Annotated in this window: 18 protein-coding genes; 9 read left to right on the forward strand and 9 right to left on the reverse strand. The window is 71.0% G+C overall.

From position 1 onward, the window contains the following. A complete protein-coding gene (locus IW248_RS31875; protein ID WP_196929854.1) occupies nt 1-2,130 on the reverse strand; it encodes a transglycosylase domain-containing protein in 2,130 nt (709 codons plus the stop codon). Between the two features lie 121 nt (nt 2,131-2,251). On the opposite strand from IW248_RS31875, the gene cobC reads away from it, so the two are divergent. The 4 genes from cobC to IW248_RS31895 all read left to right on the forward strand — a co-directional run bounded on the left by cobC (nt 2,252) and on the right by IW248_RS31895 (nt 7,127). Further along, nucleotides 2,252-3,337 (forward strand): Rv2231c family histidinol phosphate aminotransferase CobC, encoded by a 1,086-nt coding sequence (cobC, locus tag IW248_RS31880; protein WP_196929855.1) that lies wholly within the window; start codon nt 2,252-2,254, stop codon nt 3,335-3,337. After that, nucleotides 3,337-4,440, forward strand: a complete 1,104-nt coding sequence (gene cobT, locus IW248_RS31885) for a nicotinate-nucleotide--dimethylbenzimidazole phosphoribosyltransferase (RefSeq protein ID WP_196930451.1) — start codon at nt 3,337-3,339, stop codon at nt 4,438-4,440. The genes cobC and cobT overlap by 1 nt, the downstream gene beginning before the upstream one ends. A 40-nt stretch (nt 4,441-4,480) precedes the next feature. Further along, the gene (gene cobA, locus IW248_RS31890; RefSeq protein WP_196929856.1) at nt 4,481-5,722 is read left to right on the forward strand and encodes a uroporphyrinogen-III C-methyltransferase; all 1,242 of its coding nucleotides are present in this window, start codon (nt 4,481-4,483) and stop codon (nt 5,720-5,722) included. Nucleotides 5,723-5,840: 118 nt separating this feature from the next. Continuing rightward, a complete protein-coding gene (locus tag IW248_RS31895) occupies nt 5,841-7,127 on the forward strand; it encodes a hypothetical protein (RefSeq protein WP_196929857.1) in 1,287 nt (428 codons plus the stop codon). Nucleotides 7,128-7,179: 52 nt separating this feature from the next. Here IW248_RS31895 and otsB read toward each other — a convergent pair whose 3' ends face one another. The 3 genes from otsB to IW248_RS31910 form a co-directional block, all read right to left on the reverse strand. Further along, a complete protein-coding gene (gene otsB, locus IW248_RS31900) occupies nt 7,180-9,744 on the reverse strand; it encodes a trehalose-phosphatase (RefSeq protein ID WP_196930452.1) in 2,565 nt (854 codons plus the stop codon). A 41-nt stretch (nt 9,745-9,785) separates the two neighbouring features. Further along, nucleotides 9,786-11,186 (reverse strand): alpha,alpha-trehalose-phosphate synthase (UDP-forming), encoded by a 1,401-nt coding sequence (locus tag IW248_RS31905; RefSeq protein WP_030333449.1) that lies wholly within the window; start codon nt 11,184-11,186, stop codon nt 9,786-9,788. Nucleotides 11,187-11,330: 144 nt separating this feature from the next. After that, a complete protein-coding gene (locus IW248_RS31910; RefSeq protein ID WP_196929858.1) occupies nt 11,331-11,993 on the reverse strand; it encodes a PIN domain-containing protein in 663 nt (220 codons plus the stop codon). 210 nt (nt 11,994-12,203) lie between these two features. Here IW248_RS31910 and ettA point away from each other — a divergent pair, with 210 nt between their 5' ends. From ettA to IW248_RS31930, 4 genes are all read left to right on the forward strand, one after another. Beyond that, complete coding sequence (ettA, locus tag IW248_RS31915; protein WP_124817258.1) at nt 12,204-13,880, forward strand: energy-dependent translational throttle protein EttA; 1,677 nt, start codon at nt 12,204-12,206, stop codon at nt 13,878-13,880. A 12-nt stretch (nt 13,881-13,892) separates the two neighbouring features. Next, nucleotides 13,893-14,339, forward strand: a complete 447-nt coding sequence (locus IW248_RS31920; RefSeq protein ID WP_112584127.1) for an acyl-CoA thioesterase — start codon at nt 13,893-13,895, stop codon at nt 14,337-14,339. Nucleotides 14,340-14,350: 11 nt separating this feature from the next. After that, nucleotides 14,351-15,073, forward strand: a complete 723-nt coding sequence (locus IW248_RS31925) for a DUF8185 domain-containing protein (protein WP_196929859.1) — start codon at nt 14,351-14,353, stop codon at nt 15,071-15,073. 131 nt (nt 15,074-15,204) lie between these two features. Then, nucleotides 15,205-15,789, forward strand: a complete 585-nt coding sequence (locus IW248_RS31930) for a type III secretion system chaperone family protein (RefSeq protein ID WP_030333460.1) — start codon at nt 15,205-15,207, stop codon at nt 15,787-15,789. Nucleotides 15,790-15,811: 22 nt separating this feature from the next. Here IW248_RS31930 and IW248_RS31935 read toward each other — a convergent pair whose 3' ends face one another. From IW248_RS31935 to IW248_RS31950, 4 genes are all read right to left on the reverse strand, one after another. Next, nucleotides 15,812-16,201, reverse strand: coding sequence for a globin (locus IW248_RS31935; protein WP_196929860.1), 390 nt, complete (start codon nt 16,199-16,201; stop codon nt 15,812-15,814). A 158-nt stretch (nt 16,202-16,359) separates the two neighbouring features. Beyond that, entirely contained in the window at nt 16,360-17,745 is a 1,386-nt protein-coding gene (locus tag IW248_RS31940; RefSeq protein ID WP_196930453.1) for an MFS transporter, read from the reverse strand. Nucleotides 17,746-17,977: 232 nt separating this feature from the next. Then, nucleotides 17,978-19,036: a mechanosensitive ion channel family protein gene (locus IW248_RS31945; RefSeq protein ID WP_196929861.1), complete on the reverse strand. Its 1,059-nt coding sequence runs from the start codon at nt 19,034-19,036 to the stop codon at nt 17,978-17,980. Between the two features lie 90 nt (nt 19,037-19,126). Beyond that, nucleotides 19,127-19,630 (reverse strand): NUDIX hydrolase, encoded by a 504-nt coding sequence (locus IW248_RS31950; protein WP_196929862.1) that lies wholly within the window; start codon nt 19,628-19,630, stop codon nt 19,127-19,129. 248 nt (nt 19,631-19,878) lie between these two features. On the opposite strand from IW248_RS31950, the gene IW248_RS31955 reads away from it, so the two are divergent. Next, nucleotides 19,879-20,415 carry an HNH endonuclease gene (locus IW248_RS31955; protein ID WP_196929863.1) on the forward strand — a complete coding sequence of 179 codons (537 nt, stop codon included), beginning with the start codon at nt 19,879-19,881 and terminating at the stop codon, nt 20,413-20,415. Between the two features lie 15 nt (nt 20,416-20,430). Here the strand turns inward: IW248_RS31955 and IW248_RS31960 are convergent, their stop codons facing one another. Then, nucleotides 20,431-22,026: a DUF6194 family protein gene (locus tag IW248_RS31960; protein WP_196929864.1), complete on the reverse strand. Its 1,596-nt coding sequence runs from the start codon at nt 22,024-22,026 to the stop codon at nt 20,431-20,433. Nucleotides 22,027-22,136 lie beyond the last annotated feature (110 nt).

Here is a 22,136-nt window from a genome sequence, read left to right on the forward strand (position 1 = left end):
TCAGCCGACGATGGCGTCCGACGGTGGGGTGAACTGGCGGGTCGGTGTGCCCTTCAGGCCGTCACGAAGGGTCTCCGAGACCGCCTTGATCGGGATCTGGGACTGCCCGTCACCGACGGCGTTGAACGGATTGTCCGGGTCGGAGATGAAGCTCGCCGCGGCCAACTCCGGGGTGTAGCCCACGAACCAGGCCGATCGGGTGCTGTCGGTCGTACCGGTCTTGCCGGCCACCGGGCGTCCGACGGTTCCCCGCACGCTGTCGGCGGTGGACCAGCCGCCGCAGCTGCCGCGCGCCGGGGTGTCTCCGGTCGGGCAGCGGGCCGCGTCGGTGGCCGCCCGCGCGGCGTCCGCGCTCACGACCTGCCGGCAGCGCGGCTTGGCCACTTCGCGGTGGAGGCCGCCCGGTGTGGCGTACGTGGCGGGCGTGCCGTCCCGGTTCATGATCGCTTGTACGGGGATGGCCTCGCAGTAGCGGCCGTCGGCCGCGATGGCGGCGTACGCGTTCGCCATCTCCAGCGGGGTGGCGTCGGAGACGCCCAGGGTGAACGCACCCCACTTCTTAGCCTTGTCCGGGGATGCGTGATCCCGGTCGACGTCGGTGCGCCACCGCAGCCCGAGCTGCTCGGCCAACCGGACGGCCCGGTCCGCGCCGACCTTCTCCTCCAGCCACACGAAGTACGTGTTCACCGACTTGCCGAAGCCGGACCACATGGTCTGCTGACCGGACATCGCGCCGCTGGCGTTGGAGGGCGACCAGCCGTCGTAGACCTCGGAGCGGTAGCGGTGTGGGGCGTTGAACGAGGTGGAGAGGGTCATCCCGGAGTCCAGCGCGGCCAGCATCGGGAACATCTTGAACGTCGACCCGGCCTGGTAGCCGGCCAGGTCACCGCCGCCGAGCAGCGGTGCCACAGTGTTCGGGTAGTTGGCCTTCACCTTCGGCCCGGCCTCGGGGTTGGAGCTCTGCGGGTTGTCGGCCAGGTCCAGCGAGTACGTCCGGTTCACCGCCATGGCCTTCACCCGCCCGGTGCCCGGCTCGGAGACCACGATGCCGTTGGCGAACGGACTGCCGGTGGCCTCCTTGGCGCCGACGTTCTTCTCCGCCGCTGCCTGGACCTTCGGGTCGAGGCTGAGCACGATCCGGTAGCCGCCCCGGCGCAGGTTGTCCATCCGTTCCAGCCGGTTCGCCCCGAACGCGGGCTGTGCGCTCCACCAGTTCTTCAGGTAGTCGCAGGCGAAGCCCCAGCTGTTGTACTTCTCCGCCACCGCGGCGCAGTCGTGCGGTGGGGTGGTCAGCTTGAGCCGGATCGGCTCGGACTTGGCGGCGGTGGCAGAGTCGGGGGAGAGGTAGCCGAGTTGGCTCATCCGGTCCAGCACGTAGTTGCGCCGCCCGGTGGCCTCCTTCTGGTCGGAGTCGGCCGGGTCGTACTCGGAGGGGGACTTGACCAGTCCGGCGAGGGTGGCGGCCTCGACCGGGGTGAGGTCCTTCGGGGTCTTGGAGAAGAAGATCTCGCTGGCCGCGTAGATGCCGTACGCCCGGTGCCCGAAGTACGCCGAGTTCAGGTAACGCTCCATGATCTGTTCCTTGCTGATCTCCTTCTCCAGGTCCAGCGCCATCCGCATCTCCTTGACCTTGCGCAGGCTGGTCTGCTGGGTGGCTTCCTGGACCTCCTTGGGCGTGGTCGCGCTGTCCCGCAGGGCCATCCGGACGTACTGCATGGTCAGCGTCGAGGCGCCCTGGGAGCCGCCGGAGCGGGCGTTGGAGACGAAGGCCCGGGCCACGCCCTTGGGGTCGACGCCGTGGTGCTGGTAGAAGCGGGAGTCCTCGGCGGCGATGATCGCCTGCTGGATGTTCGGCGACATGTCCGACAGCTTGGTGTACTGCCGGTACTCCTCGTAGAACATGGTCAGCACTGTCTTGCCGTCCGGGCCGTAGACGTACGAGGTCTCGGCGGGCAGGGCGGTCTTCAGCACCCGGGTCTTCTGGTCCACGGCGTGCGCGGTGGCCTTCGCGCCGAGCCCGGTGAGGGCGACCAGCGGGTACGCGGCGGCGGCGATCACGATTCCGGCGATCAGTCCGGCGCGGAGGAGAGGGACGAGTCGACCAGCGGCAGCAAGGGGTCGGTTGCTCACCAGGTCAAGTTATGACATTTCCGATTCGTACATGAGAAGAACTCTTAAACCGCCGAGTGGTGACGTGGCTTACGCCGAGATCGACTGTCCCGCCGGCCACCTTCCCGGCAGGATCGCGGACATGTCCGATCAGCCGAGCACGGCCACCCCACCCACCGGGGTCGAGCCGGACCTCGCCCACCACGGCGACGCGGAGGCGACCGCCGGCCTGATCGACCTCGCCGTCAATGTCCGTCGGGCGCGGCCGCCCGCCTGGCTGGCCGACCCGATCGCCGCGACCCTGACCGATCTGGCCCGCTATCCGGACCCGGCGCCGGCCCGCGCGGCGGTCGCCGCCCGACACCGCCGTCACCCGAACGAGGTACTGCTCACCGCCGGCGCCGCCGAGGGCTTCGTGCTCATCGCCCAGGCGCTGCGCGGCGTTCGCCGCCCCGTGGTGGTGCACCCACAGTTCACCGAGCCGGAGGCGGCGCTGCGGGCCGCCGGACACCCGGTCGAGCGAGTGCTGCTCGACGCCGCCGACGGTTTCCGGCTCGACCCGTCCCGGGTGCCCGCCGACGCCGACCTCGTGATGATCGGCAACCCGACGAACCCGACCTCGGTGCTGCACCCCGCCCAGACGGTGGCCGCGCTGGCCCGCCCCGGCCGGGTGCTGGTGGTGGACGAGGCGTTCGCCGACACCACGATCGCCTCCGGGCACCCCGGCGAACCGGAGTCGCTGGCCGAACGCCGGGACCTGCCCGGGCTGCTCGTGGTGCGCAGCCTCACCAAGACGTGGGGCCTGGCCGGCCTGCGGATCGGCTACCTGCTCGGCGCTGCGGAGCTGCTGTCCCGGCTGGCAGCCGTCCAACCGCTGTGGGCCGTCTCCACGCCCGCGCTGGCGGCCGCGTCGGCCTGCGCCAGCGCCGTCGCGGTCCGGGCCGAACGCGCGATCGCCGCCGACCTCGCCGCCGACCGCGACCACCTGGTCGCGCGCCTCACCGACCTGCCCGGTGTACGCGTCGTCGGCCGCCCCGCCAGCGCGTTCGTCCTGCTGCACCTGCCGGGCGCGACAGCGATCCGGGCCGCCCTGCGCGAGCGCGGCTGGGCGGTGCGCCGGGGCGACACGTTCCCCGGCCTCGGCCCGGACTGGCTGCGGGTGGCGGTACGGGACCGAAACACCACCGACGCGTTCATCGACGTGCTGCGCGAGATCATGGAGGCATGATGCTGGAGACCACGATCGCGGCGATCCGCCCGGCGGACGAAGCGGCCATGGCCGCCGCCCGGGAGCTGCACGGCCGGCTGACCAAGCCGGCGGGCTCGCTGGGCGCGCTGGAGGAGCTTTCGGTACGCCTCGCCGGCTTGGCCGGAGCCTGCCCGCCACCGCTGCCCGAGCCGGCCGCGGTGGCGATCTTCGCCGGCGACCACGGGGTGCACGCCCAGGGGGTGAGCCCCTGGCCGCAGGAGGTCACCGCTCAGATGATCGGCAACTTCCTGGCCGGTGGAGCGGTGGTCAACGCCTTCGCCCGGCAGGCCGGCGCCTCGGTCACAGTGGTCGACGTCGGCGTGGCCACCCCGCTGCACACCGACCCGGCGGTGCTCGACCCGGCGGTGCTCGATCCGGCGGTGCTCGATCCGGCCGTGCCCCGGCTGGTCGTCGCCTCCGTCCGCCGGGGCACCCGGGACCTCACGATGACCGCCGCGCTGACCCGGGACGAGGCGCTGGCGGCGGTGCGGACAGGCATCCGGATCGCCGACGAGCTGATCGACGCCGGCGCCGGCATCCTGCTCACCGGTGACATGGGCATCGCCAACACCACTCCGGCCGCCGTGCTGATCGCCGCGTTCACCGGCGCCGACCCGCTCGACACCACAGGTCGGGGCACCGGGGTCGACGACCCGACGTACGCGCACAAGGTGGCCGTGGTGCGGGCCGCGCTGGCCCGGCACACCCCCGACCCGGCCGACCCGCTGGGAGTGCTGGCCGCCGTCGGTGGTCTGGAGCACGCCGCCCTGGCCGGGCTGATCCTGGGGGCCGCAGCCCGCCGCACGCCGGTGCTGCTGGACGGCGTGATCGCGGTCTCGGCCGCGCTCGCCGCCGCCGCGTTCGCCCCGACGGCGGTCTGCGCCATGGTCGCCGGTCACCGCTCGACCGAGCCCGGTGCCACTGTGGCGCTGCGCCACCTCGGCCTCGACCCGCTGATCGACCTGGGGCTGCGCCTCGGCGAGGGCACCGGCGCGCTGCTGGCGTTGCCAGTGGTCACCGGCGCGGTCCGGGTGCTGCACGAGGTGGCCACCTTCGACTCCGCAGGGGTGGCCGAGAAGTGAGCACGCGCAGCGAACGAGCAGTCCGCCTCGGTGGTGCGGCGTGACCTCCAATCCGTACCCCCTGGGTTTGCGGCTGCACGGGCGGCGGGTGGTCGTGGTGGGCGGTGGCGCGGTCGCCACCCGGCGGGTCCCCGCGCTGCTCGACGCCGGCGCGGACGTCCTGCTGGTGGCCCCGGAGCTGACCCCGGCGCTGCGTGCCCGGGCCGACGCGGGTCGGCTGCACTGGGTGCCGCGCCGGTTCGTGCCGGAGGACCTGGACGGCGCGTGGCTGGTCCACGTGGCGATCGACGACCCGCTGGCGGCGGCCTCGGTGAGCGCCGTGGCCGCCGAGCGGCGGATCTTCTGCGTCCGGGCCGACGACCGGACCGCCGCCACCGCCTGGACGCCGGCGGTGACCAGGCACGGCCCGGTCACCGTGGCAGTGTTCGGCGGCGGCGACCCGCGCCGTGCGATGACCGTGCGCGACGCGATCCGCGACCTCCTCGCGGTCCGCCTGGCGCCGGACGGGAGCGCTGGCCGGCCCGACGCCTCGGCCGAGACGACAGGCGGGCGGCAGTCCGGCCGGGTGGCGCTGGTCGGGGCCGGGCCGGGCGACCCGGAGCTGATCACCGTGAAGGGCTGGCGGCTGCTCACCGAGGCCGACGTGGTGGTCGCCGACCGCCTGGTGCCCGGGCTGCTCCTCGACGAGCTACGCCCGGACGTCGAGCTGGTGGACGCCTCGAAGATCCCCTACGGCCCGTCCCGGGCCCAGGAGGAGATCAACCAGATCCTGGTCGACCGTGCCCTGGCCGGTGCCTTCGTGGTGCGGCTCAAGGGCGGCGACCCGTACGTCTTCGGGCGGGGCGGCGAGGAGCTGCTGGCCTGCGCGGCGGCCGGCGTGCCGGTGACTGTGGTGCCCGGGGTGACCAGCTCGATCGCCGCGCCGGCCGCAGCGGGCATCCCGGTCACCCATCGGGGGGTGGCGCACGAGTTCACAGTGGTCTCCGGACACCTGGCACCCGACTCGCCGGCCTCACTGGTGCGCTGGGACGCCCTCGCCGGCCTGCACGGCACCCTGGTGATCCTGATGGGGCTCAAGAACCTTGCCGCCATCACGGCCACCCTGATCGCCCACGGTCGGTCACCGGAGACGCCGGCCGCCGTCGTCCAGGAAGCCACGACGGGCACCCAGCGGGTCCTGCGGTCCACGTTGGGCGAGGTGGCCGCCGACCTGCTCGCCGCCGACCTGCGCCCGCCCGCGGTAGTCGTGCTGGGCGACGTGGTGGGCGCACTCGACGGCTGACCGGCGACCGAACGCGCCAGCAGGCTAGATCTTGGACAGTTTCCGTTAGCACGTAACGGAAACTGTCCAAGATTGCCAACTGCGGTGGTTGTCGGTGGCTGTGGACACAATGTCGCTCATGCTCACCGTGAAGGATCCTCACGAGACGTGGCGAACAAAATTGCTGACACCCGTCGCGCAGCGATGCGAAAGCCCCGGCCTGACCACCACCTTCGAGGACCTTCCCTCAAGGTGGCGCGATGCTCCGGTCCGGACGCTGAGGTGCGGGGACGTCGACGGCTCCTGGGCCGTCCTGGTCACTGTGGTCCGTGGCTATCGCCAACAGCCGGGCGACTCGCTCGTCGGCAACGAGTTCGGCCGTGACCCGCACACCGCCTACGACCTGGAATCGCCCGGCGACCTGGTGTACGAGGTGCAGGTGACCGAGGACGACGGGTCCGACGAGTACGAGCTGCTGGCGTTCCGGCTCTTCGGCGACCCGCAGGAGGCCGGGGCGGAGGTGCTGCGGTGGGCGGGGAAGAAGGCGGCTTACTCGGTCAGCCCGTCGGTCGAGCGGGCCGAGACACGGCAGCGCCGGGACCGTCGACAGTTCGACAATCGCCAGGCCAGCGCGGCATCGCCGCTGGTCCGGATCGGCGTGGTGTCGGACGAGGCCGCCGCAGACCTCGACGCCATCGACAGGTCCGCGTTGTGCTGGCACTTCCCGCGCGGGAACACAGGTGCCTACCTGCGGTCCGCGGTGGTCGCACTGGCCGGCTACGACGAACAGCGGCCGCACCTGCGGGGCCGGTGGCTCACCGCACGGGTCGAGGGCGAGGATTTGGTCCTCGGCGTCGACGACCTGATCCCGGCCAACCAGCGGCACCGCTGGGACAGCGCCCGCTGGCTGTGGGACCGCCGACAGGCGGACACCCCGGCAGGGCTTCGCTGGCAGGTCGACCGGGTCGAGCAGGCCGCCCCTGCGGTCGCGGCCGTCCGCCGTGGCGCGTTGCTTGAGGCGTTGACCAACGCCGGGGTGGAGACGGACCCGGAACTCGAGGCGTTGCTGACCGGGGTGCCGTACCGGCTCTCCGACGCCGAACTCACCCCGACCTGGGTGGCGAACCTGTACCGCGGTCTCGCCGACCTCGCGCCCTGGCGGCTGGACGCGGCGTACCGAGGTTGGCGTGACGGCCGGCAGGCACAGGGGCTTCCGGTCCAGGACCCGGTTGTCCTGTTCGGCCTCGGCGGCGTCGGCGCGGCCCGTAAACCGAAGCTCGCGCTCGACCACACCGGGGACGCCCCTCTGCTCTGCCTGATCCACAGCGGCAGCAACGCGGTGCTGCCGTACGCGCACTGGACGGTGCCCATCGACCTCGACGCCCACCTGTACGGGTGGCGACCGAACCTGCCGTACCCACACTGACCGAAGGGGCCGGAGCGCAAGCGCTCCGGCCCCTTCACACGTGCTGTCGAAACTACTGCTTGAGCATGTTGTCCAGCAGCAGGGCACAGCGGATCAACCCGAGGTGGCTGTACGCCTGCGGGTGGTTGCCCAGGCCGCGCTCGGCGAGCGGGTCGTACTGCTCGGGGAGCAGCCCGGTCGGGCCGGCGGTCAGCACCATCTGCGCGAACAGCTCCTCGGCGTCGGTGCGGCGGCCGGTGCGCAGGTACGCCTCGATCAGCCATGCCGTGCAGATGTGGAAACCGCCCTCACGACCGGGCAGGCCGTCGTCCCAGTGGTAGCGGTAGACGACCGGGCCGCTGCGCAGGTCAGCCTCGATCCGCAGGACGGTGGACAGGAAGCGCGGGTCGTCGCCCGGGAGCAGGCCGGAGAGCCCGATCCAGAGTGACGAGGCGTCCATGTCCTCGTCCCCGTACGCGACGCTGTACGCCTCGACGTCGGAGTGCCAGCCGTGCTCCAACACGTTGGCGCCGATCCGGTCCCGCAGGTCCTTCCACTCGGGCCGGTCCTCGCCGCCGTGCTCGCGCATCACGTGCAGTGCGCGGTCGACGGTCATCCAGCACATCACCTTGGAGAACACGTGGTGCCGGGGTGGCAGCCGGGCCTCCCAGATGCCGTGGTCGGGCTCGTGCCAGCGGCGGCGGACCGCCTCGACCATGTTCTCCAGGACCCGCCACTCGTCGTCGCGGACCGAACCGCGAGCGTCGGCGACGGCCGCGATCAGGTCGGCGATCGGGCCGAAGACGTCCAGCTGCAACTGGTGGTTGGCGAGGTTGCCGACCCGGACCGGACGGGAGCCGGCGTACCCGGGCAGCGTGTCGATGACCGCCTCGGCGCCCAGCTCGTAGCCGTCGATGGTGTAGAGCGGGTGCAGGCGCTCCGGGTGCCCGCCGGTGCGCTCGATGCAGCCGTCCACCCAGCGCAGCAGCGCCTCGGCCTCCTCGACGGAACCCAGGTCGACAAGCGCGCGGGCGGTCAGCGCGGCGTCGCGCAGCCAGCAGTAGCGGTAGTCCCAGTTGCGTACCCCGCCCAGCTCCTCGGGGAGCGAGGTGGTCGCCGCCGCCAGGATCGAGCCGGTGGCTTCGTGGCAGAGCCCGCGCAGGGTGAGGGCGCTGCGCGCGACCAGGTCACGAGCGGTGGACGGCAGCCGCAGCGAGGCCACCCAGTCCTTCCACGGCTGCTCGGCGGCGGCCTGACGCTCGTGGATCGGCACCCGGTGGTGCTCCAGGCTGTGCGTGCCGAAGCGCAGCTCCAACACGACCTGCCCACCGGCGGCGGAGAGGTCGACGATCGCCTTGGCGGTCTCGTACCCGCCGTCGTTGCCGACCTCCCACTCCACCCCGGGGGCGTAGAGCGCGACCGGCTCGTTGGAGCCGAGCACCAGCAGACCGTCGCCGATCGGCTGCAACTGCACGGCGACCTGACCGAACTCGGGCCTCGGCGCGAACTCCACCTTGGCCTTGCCACTGCCGGTCAGCACCCGGACCAGTGTCGAGTCGCCGGTGATGACCGCCGGGCTGTCGTCCGGGGTGGTCTCCCGGGCCGGCTTGTCCAGCCAGTCGGTGACGGTGAGCCCGGACCAGCGAGTTTCCACGGTCATCGTGCCGGAGCGGTAGCGCTGACCCAGCGGGATGCCGCCGCGCTCCGGGGCGACGCTGAAGTGACCGGCCGGGCTGCCACCGACCAGGTCGGCGAAGATCGCCGCCGAGTCCGGCTTGGGGTGGCAGAGCCAGCTCACCTTGGCCTCGGGGGTGAGCAGAGCGACGGTACGACCGTTGGCCAGCATGGAGTGCCGTTCGATCGGCACCGCCCGCTCGCCGAACAGCCAGTGCCGTCGGGTCTCCAGCAGCAGCGCCAGCGACCGAGCGGCCTCCAGCGGGTCGGCGACCCGGTAGCTGGCCTTGGTGTCCCCGGGGCCAATCTTGATGCCGAGGTCGGGACCGTGCAGGTGACCGAACGCGTTCTCGTCGGTGATGTCGTCGCCGATGAACAGCACCGCGCTGGAGGCGAGTTGGGTCCGCAACTGGTCGAGTGCGGTGCCCTTGTGGGTGGCCACGACGGACAGCTCGATGACCTCCTTGCCCTGGGTCACCGTGACGCCGTCGAAGGTGGCCGGGCCGTTACGGACCGCCTCGATGGCGGCGGCGGCCACCTGCGGGTCGACCCCACGGGTGTGCACCGCGACGCTTGCCGGCTTGCGTTCCAGCCGGATGCCCGGATGCTTGGCGGCGATCTCGCGAAGCGAGTTGCGCACCTGCTGGCGAACCGCGACCAGCTCGGGGGAGAGCCGTTCGACGAAGCCGATGTCGAACTCGGAGCCGTGGCTGCCGACGAGGTGCACCTCGCTGGGCAGCCGGGAGAGTGCGGCCAGGTCGCGCAGCGCCCGACCGGAGACCACCGCCACGGTGGTCTGCGGCAACGCGGCAAGCGCGCGGACCGCGGCCACCGACTCGGGCAGCGGGACGGCTGTGCTCGGGTCCTCCACGATCGGCGCCAGCGTGCCGTCATAGTCGCAGGCGACCAGGAGCTGGGGGACCCGGGCGATCCGGCCGATGGCGGAGCGCAACTCGGGGTCCATGACCCCGGTGGCGATTGCCGCCCCATCGTTGACGGGCGTGTTCACTCGGCCTCCGCCTCGGGAACTCCGAGCTCCGAGAGGAAAGACTTGGCCCAGTGGCCCACGTCGTGGGTACGCAGGTGACGTTGCATTGTCCGCATCCGGCGGCGTGCCTCGGTTTTCTCCACGTGCACTGCCCGGAGCAGGGCGTCCTTGACCGCGTCCGGGTCGTGCGGGTTACACAAAAATGCCTGGCGAAGCTCGGTGGCGGCGCCGGCGAACTCACTGAGGACGAGCGCGCCACCCTGGTCGGCACGTGATGCTACGTATTCCTTCGCCACGAGGTTCATTCCGTCTCGCAGCGGGGTCACCATCATCACGTCGGCAGCAACGTACATCGCCGCCAGCTCACTGCGACTGTACGACTGATGGAGATAATGGACCGCCGGCACGCCGACCCTGCCGAACTCGCCGTTGATCCGACCGACCTCGCGCTCCACCTTGACCCGTAGTGCCTGGTAGTGCTCCACGCGCTCGCGGCTGGGCGTGGCGACCTGAACCATGACCGCGTCGGGAACTGTCAACTTTCCGTCAGCCAGCAGCTCCCGGAAGGCCTTGAGCCGCAACTCGATGCCCTTGGTGTAATCCAGCCGGTCCACGCCCAGGATTATCGTCTTCGGATCGCCCAGCTCGGCGCGAATCTGCTTGGCCCGGGCCTGGATCGCCGGGTCAGCGGCCATCCGTTCCATCTCCTGGGTGTCGATCGAGATGGGGAAGGCGCCCGCCTTCACCTGCCGACCGTCGACCTGGATCATCTGCCCCTCGTAGCGCAACCCGAGCAGGTGCCGGGCCAGCCGGACGAAGTTCTGCGCCGCCAGCCGCTGCTGGAAACCGACCAGGTCGGCGCCGAGCAGACCGCGCAGGATCTCGGTGCGGAACGGCATCTGCATGAACAGCTCGATCGGCGGGAACGGGATGTGCAGGAAGAACCCGATCCGCAGGTCCGGGCGGAGCTCACGGAGCATCGCCGGCACCAACTGGAGCTGGTAGTCCTGCACCCAGACCGTCGCGCCTTCGGCCGCCACGTCGGCCGCGGCCTCCGCGAACCGGGCGTTGACCAGGCGGTACGCCTCCCGCCACCGGCGCTTGTAGGCCGGCGTCTCCACCGCGTCGTGGTAGAGCGGCCAGATCGTCGCGTTGGACTGGCCCTCGTAGTAGCGCTCCAGCTCCTCGGCGCTGAGCGGGACCGGGTGCAGCCGGATCCCCTCCAGGTCGAACGGCTCGGGGGCCGCGCCGGTGCCACCGGCCCAGCCGACCCAGGTGCCCTTGTGTTCGGCGAGTACGGGGTGCAGCGCGGTGACCAGCCCGCCAGGGCTGCGCCGCCACTGCCGGCCCTCGGGTGTGCTCACCTCGTCGACCGGCAGACGGTTCGCCACTACGACAAAGGAGCTACGGACGGTCACGATCGGCCACCTCCGGGTACTGACGGGTCCACCGCGATGAGCGTACTGAGCGTAGCTGCGGCGTCTTGTGCCCCGTGCCGGAGTCTCCTACCCGCCTCGTACTCCTCGAAATCCTGAAGGTGATCTTGTCGACAACCGCGTCGGTCAGAGGTCGATGATCGGCCACTCCTTCGGCAGCACCTCGCCCAGCAGCTCCCGCCGATCCGTCATGATCGGCGTGATCGCCCGAGCCGCCTCCATCGCGGCCTGGGCCAGGTCCATGGACGGCGCACTCCGCAACCACAGGCCCAGCGCGGCCGAGCAGTCTGCGGTCAGAGCCCTGACCCGCGTCGGGCGTAGAGAGGCAAGGAGGTCCAGCACCCACCACCCCTCCTGAGGAGTTTGCCGATAGGCGCTGGCCAGGCAACCCGCTGGGATGACCACCGTCAGTCGGCGATCAGAGGCCACCGAGACTTTGGCGGCGACCTCCTCGTTACCGCAGGCGAAGGCCAGCAGCGCAGGCGTGTCCAAGACGAATGCCGACCTGCCAGAAGCCAACGCCGGTCTATCCGGCCTGCCCGCCCTGGGTCCCGCGACGAGAGCACTTAGCTCCGGTGTGATCAGCTCAAGCGCCGCGTCCAACACCCGCCCGGCCTGCTTCAGGTCGGCCGAAGAGAGCGCGAAGCCCGCCTCCCGGAGTGTGGGCAGGATGCGCTCGTCGGCCATGTCCTTTCGTACGCACTCCGTCACAAAGGCCGAGATGTCCGGTTCCTCGGCCAGCCGGTCGGCCAGCTCGTCCGGCAGCTCGATGACGAACTCGGTAGACATCGAGTCACGATAAAAAGCGGACTGCCGAGTGGCAACGCGGCGCGCCCGCGTACTCCTGGGGCGGGGTGATGTGGGCGAAGCGCGCCGTACCTGTCAGGATTGACGATGGCGTGCGCGCGGCCGGCTTCCCGGCCGGCGGCGGCGGGCGGATCGCACAGCTCGCGCCGCGCCGCCGATCAGCGACAGCAACCGACGGAGGTAGCCCGCACCGTGGCCCAGTACATCTACGTCCTGGAAAAGGCGCGCAAGGCGCACGGCGACAAGGTCGTGCTCGACAACGTCACGTTGAGCTTCCTGCCGGGGGCCAAGATCGGTGTGCTCGGTCCGAACGGCGCGGGTAAGTCCAGCCTCCTCAAGATCATGGCAGGGCTGGACAAGCCGAGCAACGGCGAGGCCCGACTCATGCCCGGGTACACCGTCGGCATGCTCGCCCAGGAGCCCCCGCTCAACGAGGCCAAGACCGTGCTCGGCAACGTCGAGGAGGCGGTCGCCGAGACCAAGGCCAAGCTGGAGCGGTTCAACAAGATCGCCGAGCAGATGGCGACCGACTACTCCGACGAGCTGATGGAGGAGATGGGCAAGCTCCAGGAGGAGCTCGACCACCTCGACGCCTGGGACGTCGACTCCAAGCTCGAACTGGCCATGGACGCGCTGCGCTGCCCGCCGCCGGACGCCGACGTGACCCAGCTCTCCGGTGGTGAGCGTCGCCGGGTCGCGCTCTGCAAGCTGCTGCTGGAGGCGCCCGACCTGCTGCTGCTGGACGAGCCCACCAACCACCTGGACGCGGAGAGCGTCTCCTGGCTGGAGCAGCACCTGGCGAAGTACGCGGGCACCGTCATGGCGATCACCCACGACCGGTACTTCCTCGACAAGGTGGCCGGCTGGATCCTGGAGCTGGACCGCGGCCGGGCGATCGGGTACGAGGGCAACTACTCCACCTACCTGGAGAAGAAGGCCTCCCGGCTGGCCGTCGAGGGTCGTCGCGACGCCAAGATGAAGAAGCGCCTCACCGAGGAGCTGGAGTGGGTCCGCTCCAACGCCAAGGCCCGCCAGACCAAGTCCAAGGCCCGTCTGGACCGGTACGACGAGATGGCCAACGAGGCGGAGAAGACCCGCAAGCTGGACTTCGAGGAGATCCAGATCCCGCCGGGTCCGCGCCTGGGCAGCACGGTGATCGAGGCGAACAACCTCACCAAGGGCTTCGGCGACCGAATCCTCATCGACAACCTGTCGTTCTCGCTGCCGCGTAACGGCATCGTCGGCATCATCGGCCCCAACGGCGTCGGCAAGACCACGCTCTTCAAGACCATCGTCGGGCTGGAGCAGCCGACGGACGGCAAGGTGCGGGTCGGCGAGACGGTCTCGCTGTCGTACGTCGACCAGAACCGCGAGGGCCTCAACGGCGACAAGACCGTCTGGGAGGTCGTCTCCGACGGACTTGACTACCTGATGGTGGGCAAGGTCGAGATGCCGTCGCGGGCGTACATCGCCGCGTTCGGCTTCAAGGGCCCGGACCAGCAGAAGCCGACGAAGGTGCTCTCCGGCGGTGAGCGCAACCGGCTCAACCTGGCGCTGACCCTGAAGATCGGCGGCAACGTCATCCTGCTCGACGAGCCGACGAACGACCTGGACGTGGAGACGCTGTCCAGCCTGGAGAACGCGCTGTTGGAGTTCCCCGGCTGCGCCGTGGTCATCTCGCACGACCGGATGTTCCTGGACCGCGTCGCCACGCACATTCTGGCCTGGGAGGGCGACGACCAGGACCCGGCCAAGTGGTTCTGGTTCGAGGGCAACTTCGAGGCGTACGAGAAGAACAAGATCGACCGCCTCGGCGCGGAGGCCGCCCGGCCGCACCGGGTGACGTACCGCAAGCTGACCCGCGACTGACCGGCCGAGACGGTGTCTGACCGCTTCGTCTACCACTGCACCCTGCGCTGGTCCGACCTGGACGCGTACGGCCACGTCAACAACTCGCGCTTCCTCACCCTGTACGAGGAGGCGCGGGTCGCGTTGATGTTCGCCGGCGGCCGGGCCTGGGGGGTCGGCTCGTTCGCCGACGGGGTGGTGATCCGCCGGCACGAGGTCGACTACCTGCGCCCGGTCGACTACGCGCTCGGTCGGGCCACCGCGGAGGCGGCACCCACCGTGCGGATCGAGCTGTGGGTGGAGGAGATCCGGGCCTCCCGGTTCACCGTCGCCTACGAGCTGTACGACGGTGAGGTGCTGGCCAGTCGTGCCCGCTCGGTGCTGGTGCCGTTCGATCTGACCCGCCAGGTGCCCCGGCGGATCACCACCGAGGAACGGGACTTCCTGCTCACGTACGCGCCGCAGGGCGGTGTGGCGTGACCCGGCCGGGCATGGCTGAGCCTGGCCGGGTGGCGGCGTCCACGCATGGTGTCGCCGGGGTGGCGGACGCGGGCGCCTTCCTGGCCCGGCTGGTCCGGCTGGATCCGGTCGCGCCGGTCCGGCTGCGGCCGGCCGGCGCACCCGGCCGGGTCGCGCTGTGGGCCCGGCTGCCGTGGCAGGTTCTGGTGGTCCGCACGGTTGCCGGCGGGCCGGCCGACGGTGCCGCCGAGGACGTCACGGTGGCGGCCACGGAGCTGCTCGCCGAGCTGGAGCGCGGCGGCGCGGCCCTGCCGACCCGCCGGGACGCCCAGTGGCGGTGGCCGCTGCCGCCGATGCGGAGCCGCCAGGTGGAGGCGCTGCCCGTCGCCGAGTTGCGACGGATCGCGGACGCGGCGGCCGGCACCCTGCGGACGGCGAGCGAGCAGGGTGTGGCCGGCCGTGCCGTGGGCCAGCGGGCCCTGCGTGACGCGTTGCTCGACCACGTGGCGGTGCTGATCACCCCGGACGGGGCGCCCGCCGCGCCGGTCGAGGTGCCGCAGCGGCTGGTGCAGGGGGTGGTCCGAATGGGCTTCCTCGGCGCCGCTGACGGCTCGCCGGCCGACGAGGGCGGGAACGCCGTTCAGGTGCGGGTGGCCGGACGCTGGGTCGGCCTGGTGGGACCGCACGGAGCGGCTTGGTTGCAGAAGGCCACGGATCTTGCCGTGACACCCCTCAGCGCTCGTCCGAACGGATGACCCCGAATCATTCTTCTGGTCAGGGGCGGTCGTTGGGGGGGTGCTTCAACCCGGCTGTCCGGGTACCGTCCATCCTCGGATCCAACGCACCGTAGGCGTCTGGATCCGCTGGGGAGTGAGGTGCGCGAGCGATGCCGTGGTGGTCATGGCGCCCCGGTCCCGCCGACGGCGGCGATCCGGAAACCCGAAGCGGGATCACAGTCGACAGTGCGGTCCGGATCGGGCCGCCCAGCCCTCGCCAGCCGGGGGACGACTGCCCGTCCAACGAGCGGCCAGTGCTGACCGAGATGCCCGCCACCGTCGAGCCGGTGAGTCTGCGCCGGGTCTGTGACGCACTCGACCTGCTCGACGTGCGTTACCTGGCCGACGGCGACGGCAACCTGCTGGCGATGTGGGAGCGGCACGCGGTGCTGGTCACCCTCGAAGGTCCGGAGGACGAGATCCTGGTCATGCGGGCACGTCCGCACGCCACGGTCCCGCCGGACTGGGCCGACCGGGCGTACCGGGTGGTCAACGAGTGGAACCACACCCGCCGGTTCTGCAAGGCGTACATCGGTGACCCGACCGAACGCGGTCAGCTACCGATCTACGCCGAGCTCCAGGTGCCACTCGGCGCCGGCACCCACGACGCGCTCCTGGTCGAGATGCTCGACTGCGGCGCGGCGGTCGCCACCAGCTTCGTGGACTGGCTGCACGACGAGGGCGCCCTGCTCTGACGCCGCTTCGGGTCGGGCGGTGTCAGACACCGTTGGCCGGGTCGTCCTCGACGTTGACCATGAAGTACGCGGCACGCTCGAGGTAGTCCCAGAGTGTGCCGGCGATCTCCGGCTCAAGATCGAGCCGGTCCACGGCGCGGCGCATGTTCCGCAGCCAGGCGTCCCGTTCGGCCGCGCCGATCCGGAACGGCGCGTGCCGCATTCGCAGCCGCGGGTGCCCCCGCTGCGCGGAGTACGTGTTCGGCCCGCCCCAGTACTGCATCAGGAACAGGGTCATCCGGTCGGCGGCCGGGCCCAGGTCCTCCTCCGGGTACATGGGCCGCAGCAGGGGATCGGTGGCGATACCGGCGTAGAACTCGTCGACCAACTTGCGGAAGGTGGGTTCGCCACCGACCGCTTCGAAGAGGGTCATCGACGCACCGGGACGGTCGGATTCGCCTGCGGAAGTCACAGTTCCATCCTGCCAGGTGTGCCCGGTGCCGACCCGACCCGCACGGCGTGCGTCGGATCACGCCGGGTCGACGCCTCCGAATGCCGGGCACCCGCTCCGGTCGAGGTCGGCTCGACGGGTCAGGTCACCGCGTGCCGGCGGTGGCCGTCACCGGCGTGCGGGTCGGCGGTGCCTCCGACCGAGCCGTCGCCGGCCGGACCGTCGGGCCCGGAGGGCGGCGGATCGGCGTTGGCCGTCGAGGCGGCAGTGATCGCGTCGTCCACCGTCTGCCGGTCCGGCCAGCGCAACGTGGCCACCACCATCAGCACCACCCCGGCCGCGCTCCACACCCCGACCACGATCGGGATGGGGAACCGCTCGGCGAGCACCCCGGTTACCAGCACCGCGAAACCCTGGATGACCTGCACACCCGTTGCCATCACGCCGAAGGCGCGGGCCCGGAACCCGTTCGGCAGCGCCTGGACGAACAACCCGTTGGCCATCGGCATCATGCCCGCGACCGCGAACCCGCAGAGCGCGGCGAGCAGCGCGACCACCAACGGCGGCGGGTCGAGCAGCACCGGTACGAGCACCAACGGGGCGAGCACCGCGAGCGGCCGCATCAGCTTCAGTCGGCGAGTCGGCCCGAACAGGCGACTCACCAGCAACCCACCGAGGATGAAGCCGACCGGGTTCGCCACCATGATCGCCGCTTGCGCTGTGCCCGCGCTCACCGCACCACGGCTCTCGTCATTGGCCCAGGCCGCGGCCAGCCCCTCCGGCACGATCGAGAAGAGCATCGCGCTGAACACCAGCACCGCGATGGCCCGCAGCACAGGTGTACGGAAGACGATGCCGAACCCCTGGCGAGTCTCCCGCAGCAGGTGACTGCGGTGCGCCGGGTTCATCACCGCCGGGCGGTCGCGCACACCGAGGCGAACCAACAGCGCCGAGAGGCCGAACGTGGCCGCGTTGAACAGCAGCGCCACCTCCGGGTTGATCGCGGCGACAGCGGCGCCGAAGACGTACCCCACGACCTGGGCGGCCTGCCCGACGCTGCCGTTCACCGACAGCCCCACCACCAGTCGGTCCCCGGTGAGCAACTGCGGGATCAGCGCGGACTTCGCCGCCTGGCTCGGTGGGTTGGCCAACGTGGCGGCGAAGATGAGCACCAGCACCACCTGGTACGGCAGGCTGGGAATGGCGATGAGCACCATCAGCGCCATCCGGATGAGGTCGCACGCCACCATCACCCGTCGGTACGGGTACCGCTCCGCGAGTGCGGCGAGCACGGGACCGCCGAGCAACCACGGCAGGAAGCTGACCGCGAAGGCGGCCGCGGACAGCGCGACGGACCGGGTCTGCTGATAGACGAGCAGGGTGACGGCGGCCTTCGCGACATAGTCGCCGACCCAGGAGAGAGCGCCGGCCACGAACACAGCCCGGAACTCGTGCTGGGCGAACACTTCGCGAAACGTGGCGGGACCTTCCGCGGAAGGTCGCTCGTTAGGCACCGTCGCCTCCATCGGCTCCGGCTCGGCCGCTCGTGGCAGCACCGCCGGAAGCTCTCGTCAGATCTACGGATCAGCGAGGATGTGATCACGCGTCGGTGGGAACGCGTGCTCCGGATTCTGCCCGATCGTCTGACAACTAGCTAGGTCGAACGGGTCGTTCGTCGCCTCCCCGACTGAACGAACGGACGATACCCGAGGGGCCGGCCGGCTCGCGACCCCTGAATAGCAGGACAATGTCGCGGGGTCAGGTGGCGCCGCCCTGCCCGGTCTCACCTTCGGGCAACGGCCGGGTCGACAGACCGGGATAGATGCGGGCGGCCGCGATCTGCGCCGTGATCCCCGAATTCTCCAGAGCCTCCGCGAGACGCCGACGCAACTCCCGGCCCACCGCGAACTGCCCGTCCGCTGTCGTCTTCACCACGGTGCGGATGACGGCGCCGTCCACCGTCACCTGCTCGACGCCCAGCACCTCGGGCGCCTCCACGATCTCCGGCGACAGCTCCGGGTCCATGGCGACCGAGGCGGCCGCAGTCCGTAGCACCGCGGTGGCCTCCTCGGTGCTGTTGAAACCGATCGGAAGGTCCACCACCACGAGGGCCCAGCCCTGGCTCTTGTTCCCCACCCGGATGATCTCGCCGTTGCGGATGTACCAGAGCACGCCGCGGCCGTCGCGCACTGTGGTGACCCGTAGGCCGACCGACTCGACCACGCCCATCGCCTCGCCCAGGTCGACGTTGTCGCCCACGCCGTACTGGTCCTCGATCAGCATGAAGAGGCCGGCGATCAGGTCCTTCACCAGGCTCTGCGCACCGAAGCCCAGCGCGACGCCGGCGATCCCCGCGCTGGCCAGCAGCGGCGCCAGGTCGAAGCTGAATTCGCGCAGGATCATCAGCAGCGCGATGCCGAAGACGAACGCGGTGGTCAGGCTGCGCAGCACCGACCCGATCGCCTCGGCCCGCTGCCGTCGCCGCTCGGGTACGAACTCGGCCGGGTCGACCGCGGCGGTGGGCACCCGCTCGCGTAGTGGCCGCAGCATCGTCGGCACCGCACCGTCGGTGGTCGTCCGCACCAGCCGGTCGATCGTCCGGTGCAGCGCCCAGCGGGCCACCATCGCGAGTGCCAGGATCAGCAGCACCCGAAGCGGTTTGAGCAGGATCCAGTAGCTTCCCTCGGCGAACCAGGCGGACCCGGTGATCCGGTAGAGCCACTCGCAGGAGGTGCTGCCCTGGCAGCTCACCGAGACGGCGTCGGACAGGGCTAGGGGCGTCACGCTGGCGGCACTCACTATGTCTTCGTACCGCAAGGGGCCCGAGCGCCCACCGCCGACCCACCGGTCGATCACCGCAGCGAGGAAATCCGGCGTTGAGGCCGGTGGCCCAGGGCCAACCAAAGGCTACCGACCAGCCGGGATGCCTGCCTCGACCAAGATTCGGCGGTAGATCGGCTCCCAGTCGACAGGCACGGTCAACGCATCCCACACGCTTTCCGGAGGGACGAGGCGCCGCTCGACCATTTCGTGCGCGGGCCTCCAGGCGTCCAGGCGGACGTCGGCGCGCCACAGGGCCCGCACGAGCACGAGACCCTGCTCTGGCCCCCGCACGCACACCCCGCGGCTGAAGCCCAGCAGTCGACAGTCGAGCACCGTCGCGCACGCCTCCTCGCTCACCTCGCGGGCCAGGGTGTCGGACCAGTCCTCGCCGTCCTCCGGGCGTCCGCCCGGCAGCTGCCAGTGTCTGCCGTCATCGCTGACCAGGACCACACGATCGCCGACTGTGCAGACCCCGGTCGATCCGTGTGGAGTGCCAGTGGGGAGGTTCGAGGGCGGATACCAGGAGGACTGCCAGTGGTCCCCAACCGTGATGATGTCGACGGCTTCCCCGTCCGCTGCGATGTGCACCGCCCGATGCTGTCCGTCGCCGAGCCAGCCCGTCCACCTGGTTACGGGTGCGCCGCAGCGGCGATCCGTCCGGTTGCGGATGATCCTCATACCCCATGCGGGATTAGTACGTGCAATCCGGGGTCCGATCAGGGACTATTGGCGCAACGGACGTCGGTGATCGGCCCGGCGTCGACCGTGTGGGCCGTTGTGCCCGGCCCCGGTCGGCGGCGGTCCCCAGCAGCCGCTGAACCGGGAGGGTGAGCGCGATGCCTGACATACGACCCACGGTGGGCTCCGGCGCGTTGGTCCTCAACGCCACCTACGAGCCGCTGTGTGTCGTGTCGGTGCGTCGCGCCGCGATCCTCGTCCTCTCCGCCAAGGCGGTCTGCGTCGCCGATGGTGACGGCATTTTGCACAGCGCCCGGAACGCGCTCCCGGTGCCATCCGTGGTCCGGTTGACGCGCTTTGTCCGGGTGCCGTACCGAACACATGTCGGGCTGTCCCGGCGGGCGATCTTCGCCCGGGACGGGTGGCGGTGCGCCTACTGCCGGGGTCCGGCCGAGACCATCGACCACGTCTTTCCGCGCAGCCGGGGCGGCCGGCACGCCTGGGAGAACGTGGTCGCCGCGTGCGCCCGCTGCAACCACACCAAGGGCGACAAGACCCCGGCCGAGATGGGGTGGCGGTTACACGCGTTGCCGGCGGCCCCGAAGGGCACCGCCTGGCGGGTGCTCGGGCACCGCGCCCCTGACCCCCGCTGGGCCGACTGGCTGGACCTGCGGGAGCCCGAGGCGGCCGCCTGAGTCGGAAGGACGCGGTCAGGCTTCGGGTTCAGGTCGGGTCGCACGGCGCGCTGCGCGCTCCCGGCGGTCGACCGCTCGGCCGTGCGCGATCGCGAGTAGCCCGTCGATCTCGGGCAGCAGCTGCGGGCCGGGCATGACGATGCCGGCGAAGCCGTGTTGGGCGTAGCCCGGGTGCGGCACGAGGGTGTCCAGTCGGGCGAAGTCGAACTCGTGCCGGTGCTCCTCGAACGCCTTCGGCGGGAAGCCGAACCGCCGCTCGAACTCGGCCCGCCCCAGGTCCAGGTTGAGGCGGAAGACGCCGGGGCGGTCAAGCTGTGCGGCCTCGTCGAAGCCGGGCACGTCGTGCTCGACGATTGTGGCGAACGGCTGGCGACGGTCCGGGCCGACGAAGAAGAACCGGTCGCCCCAGGCCGCCTCGGGTGATCCGTTCTCCTCGCTCGCCACGACCTGCTCGACGTCGGGCAGCGCGACGATCCGTTCGGCGAGCACGGCCGCGTCGACACCTGTCGGAATGTGCAGGATCGCGTCGGCGTGCTCGATGATCGTCCGGTCCAGCGGGAAGTAGCGGTAGTCGTGCGTTCGCTGCTCGGCCGCTGCGATGTCGGACGTCGGCAGGTACCGGGGAAGGCTGGTCTCCTGTTGGAGTCTGCCTTCGTAGGTGGCGGGGGCGGGCGGCCCGATGCCGAGCGCCGGGCTCGCGCCGAGGCTGCCGGCGATCACCGCGTACCGGTCGCCCAGCAGCGACGCGACGATCGCCCCGGCGCCGGCCCAGGACACCTGCATGCTGGCCAGGGTCATCGTGCTCTGCTGGCGCTGGAGGTGCGTGTTGTGCGCGAAGACCAGTGTGGGCCCACGGTGTGCCTCGGCCGATCGGATCGCGAGCAGGTTCTCGGCCATCAGCGCGTCCCGGACCGCGGCCAGGCGGGCGAAGCGTTCCTCCTGGGCCAGTGGCGCGGCGGCCGCGGCGTGGTAACGCAGCAACGCGACCGCAGCCGTGGCGTGCACGAACGCCGCCTGCCAGCCCGCTGACTTCCACGGCGCCCGCAGGTACAACTCGGTCACCAGGTCGTCGGCGAGCACCCGCAGTCGCTGGGCGTCGGTCGAGCGCCCGACGGACCGGCCCGGTTCCCAGATCGCGGCCGTGTCATTCCACAGTGCCTCGTCCCCGATCAGGTCGTCGATCTCGGCCGACCGGTCCAGGTCGAGGAAGTGGCAGACCTGGTTGAGGTGGCGGCGCGGGCTCGGAGCGCTCTCCAGTTCCACCGGGGCGTCGAAGCCGTGGAACGTCAGGCGCTCGGTGACCGGCCGTCCGGCGTTCCATTCCCGCATCCGCAGCAGGAGGTCGCGGTTGGCCGGTGCCGCGCCGAACCCGTGGCTGAACCCTTCGGCGAGCGCGCGGTCGAGCGTCACGTCGGCGACGCCCTGCACGAACGCGTCGGCGATCAGCCCGGCCGCTCGGTCGCTCTCCACGGCGATCGAGCGGTAGCCATGCTCCGTCAGCGACATGAAGGCCTCGTTGCGGAGCTGCAGGAAGGCGGACTCACCATGCGTTGGTTCGCCGAGCGCGAGCAGGTCCGGGGATACCGCCAGCAGGTCGAGAAAAGATGCCATTCCATGAACCGTATCGTTGAACCAGCGGTTGAGACTCACGAGCAACGGAGCACGGTGACGACCCAAAAACCTTCAAACACAGGGGTACGCCGACCGGTCGATCTTGCGCG

It is taken from the genome of Micromonospora ureilytica (assembly GCF_015751765.1).
GTDB lineage: Bacteria > Actinomycetota > Actinomycetes > Mycobacteriales > Micromonosporaceae > Micromonospora > Micromonospora ureilytica.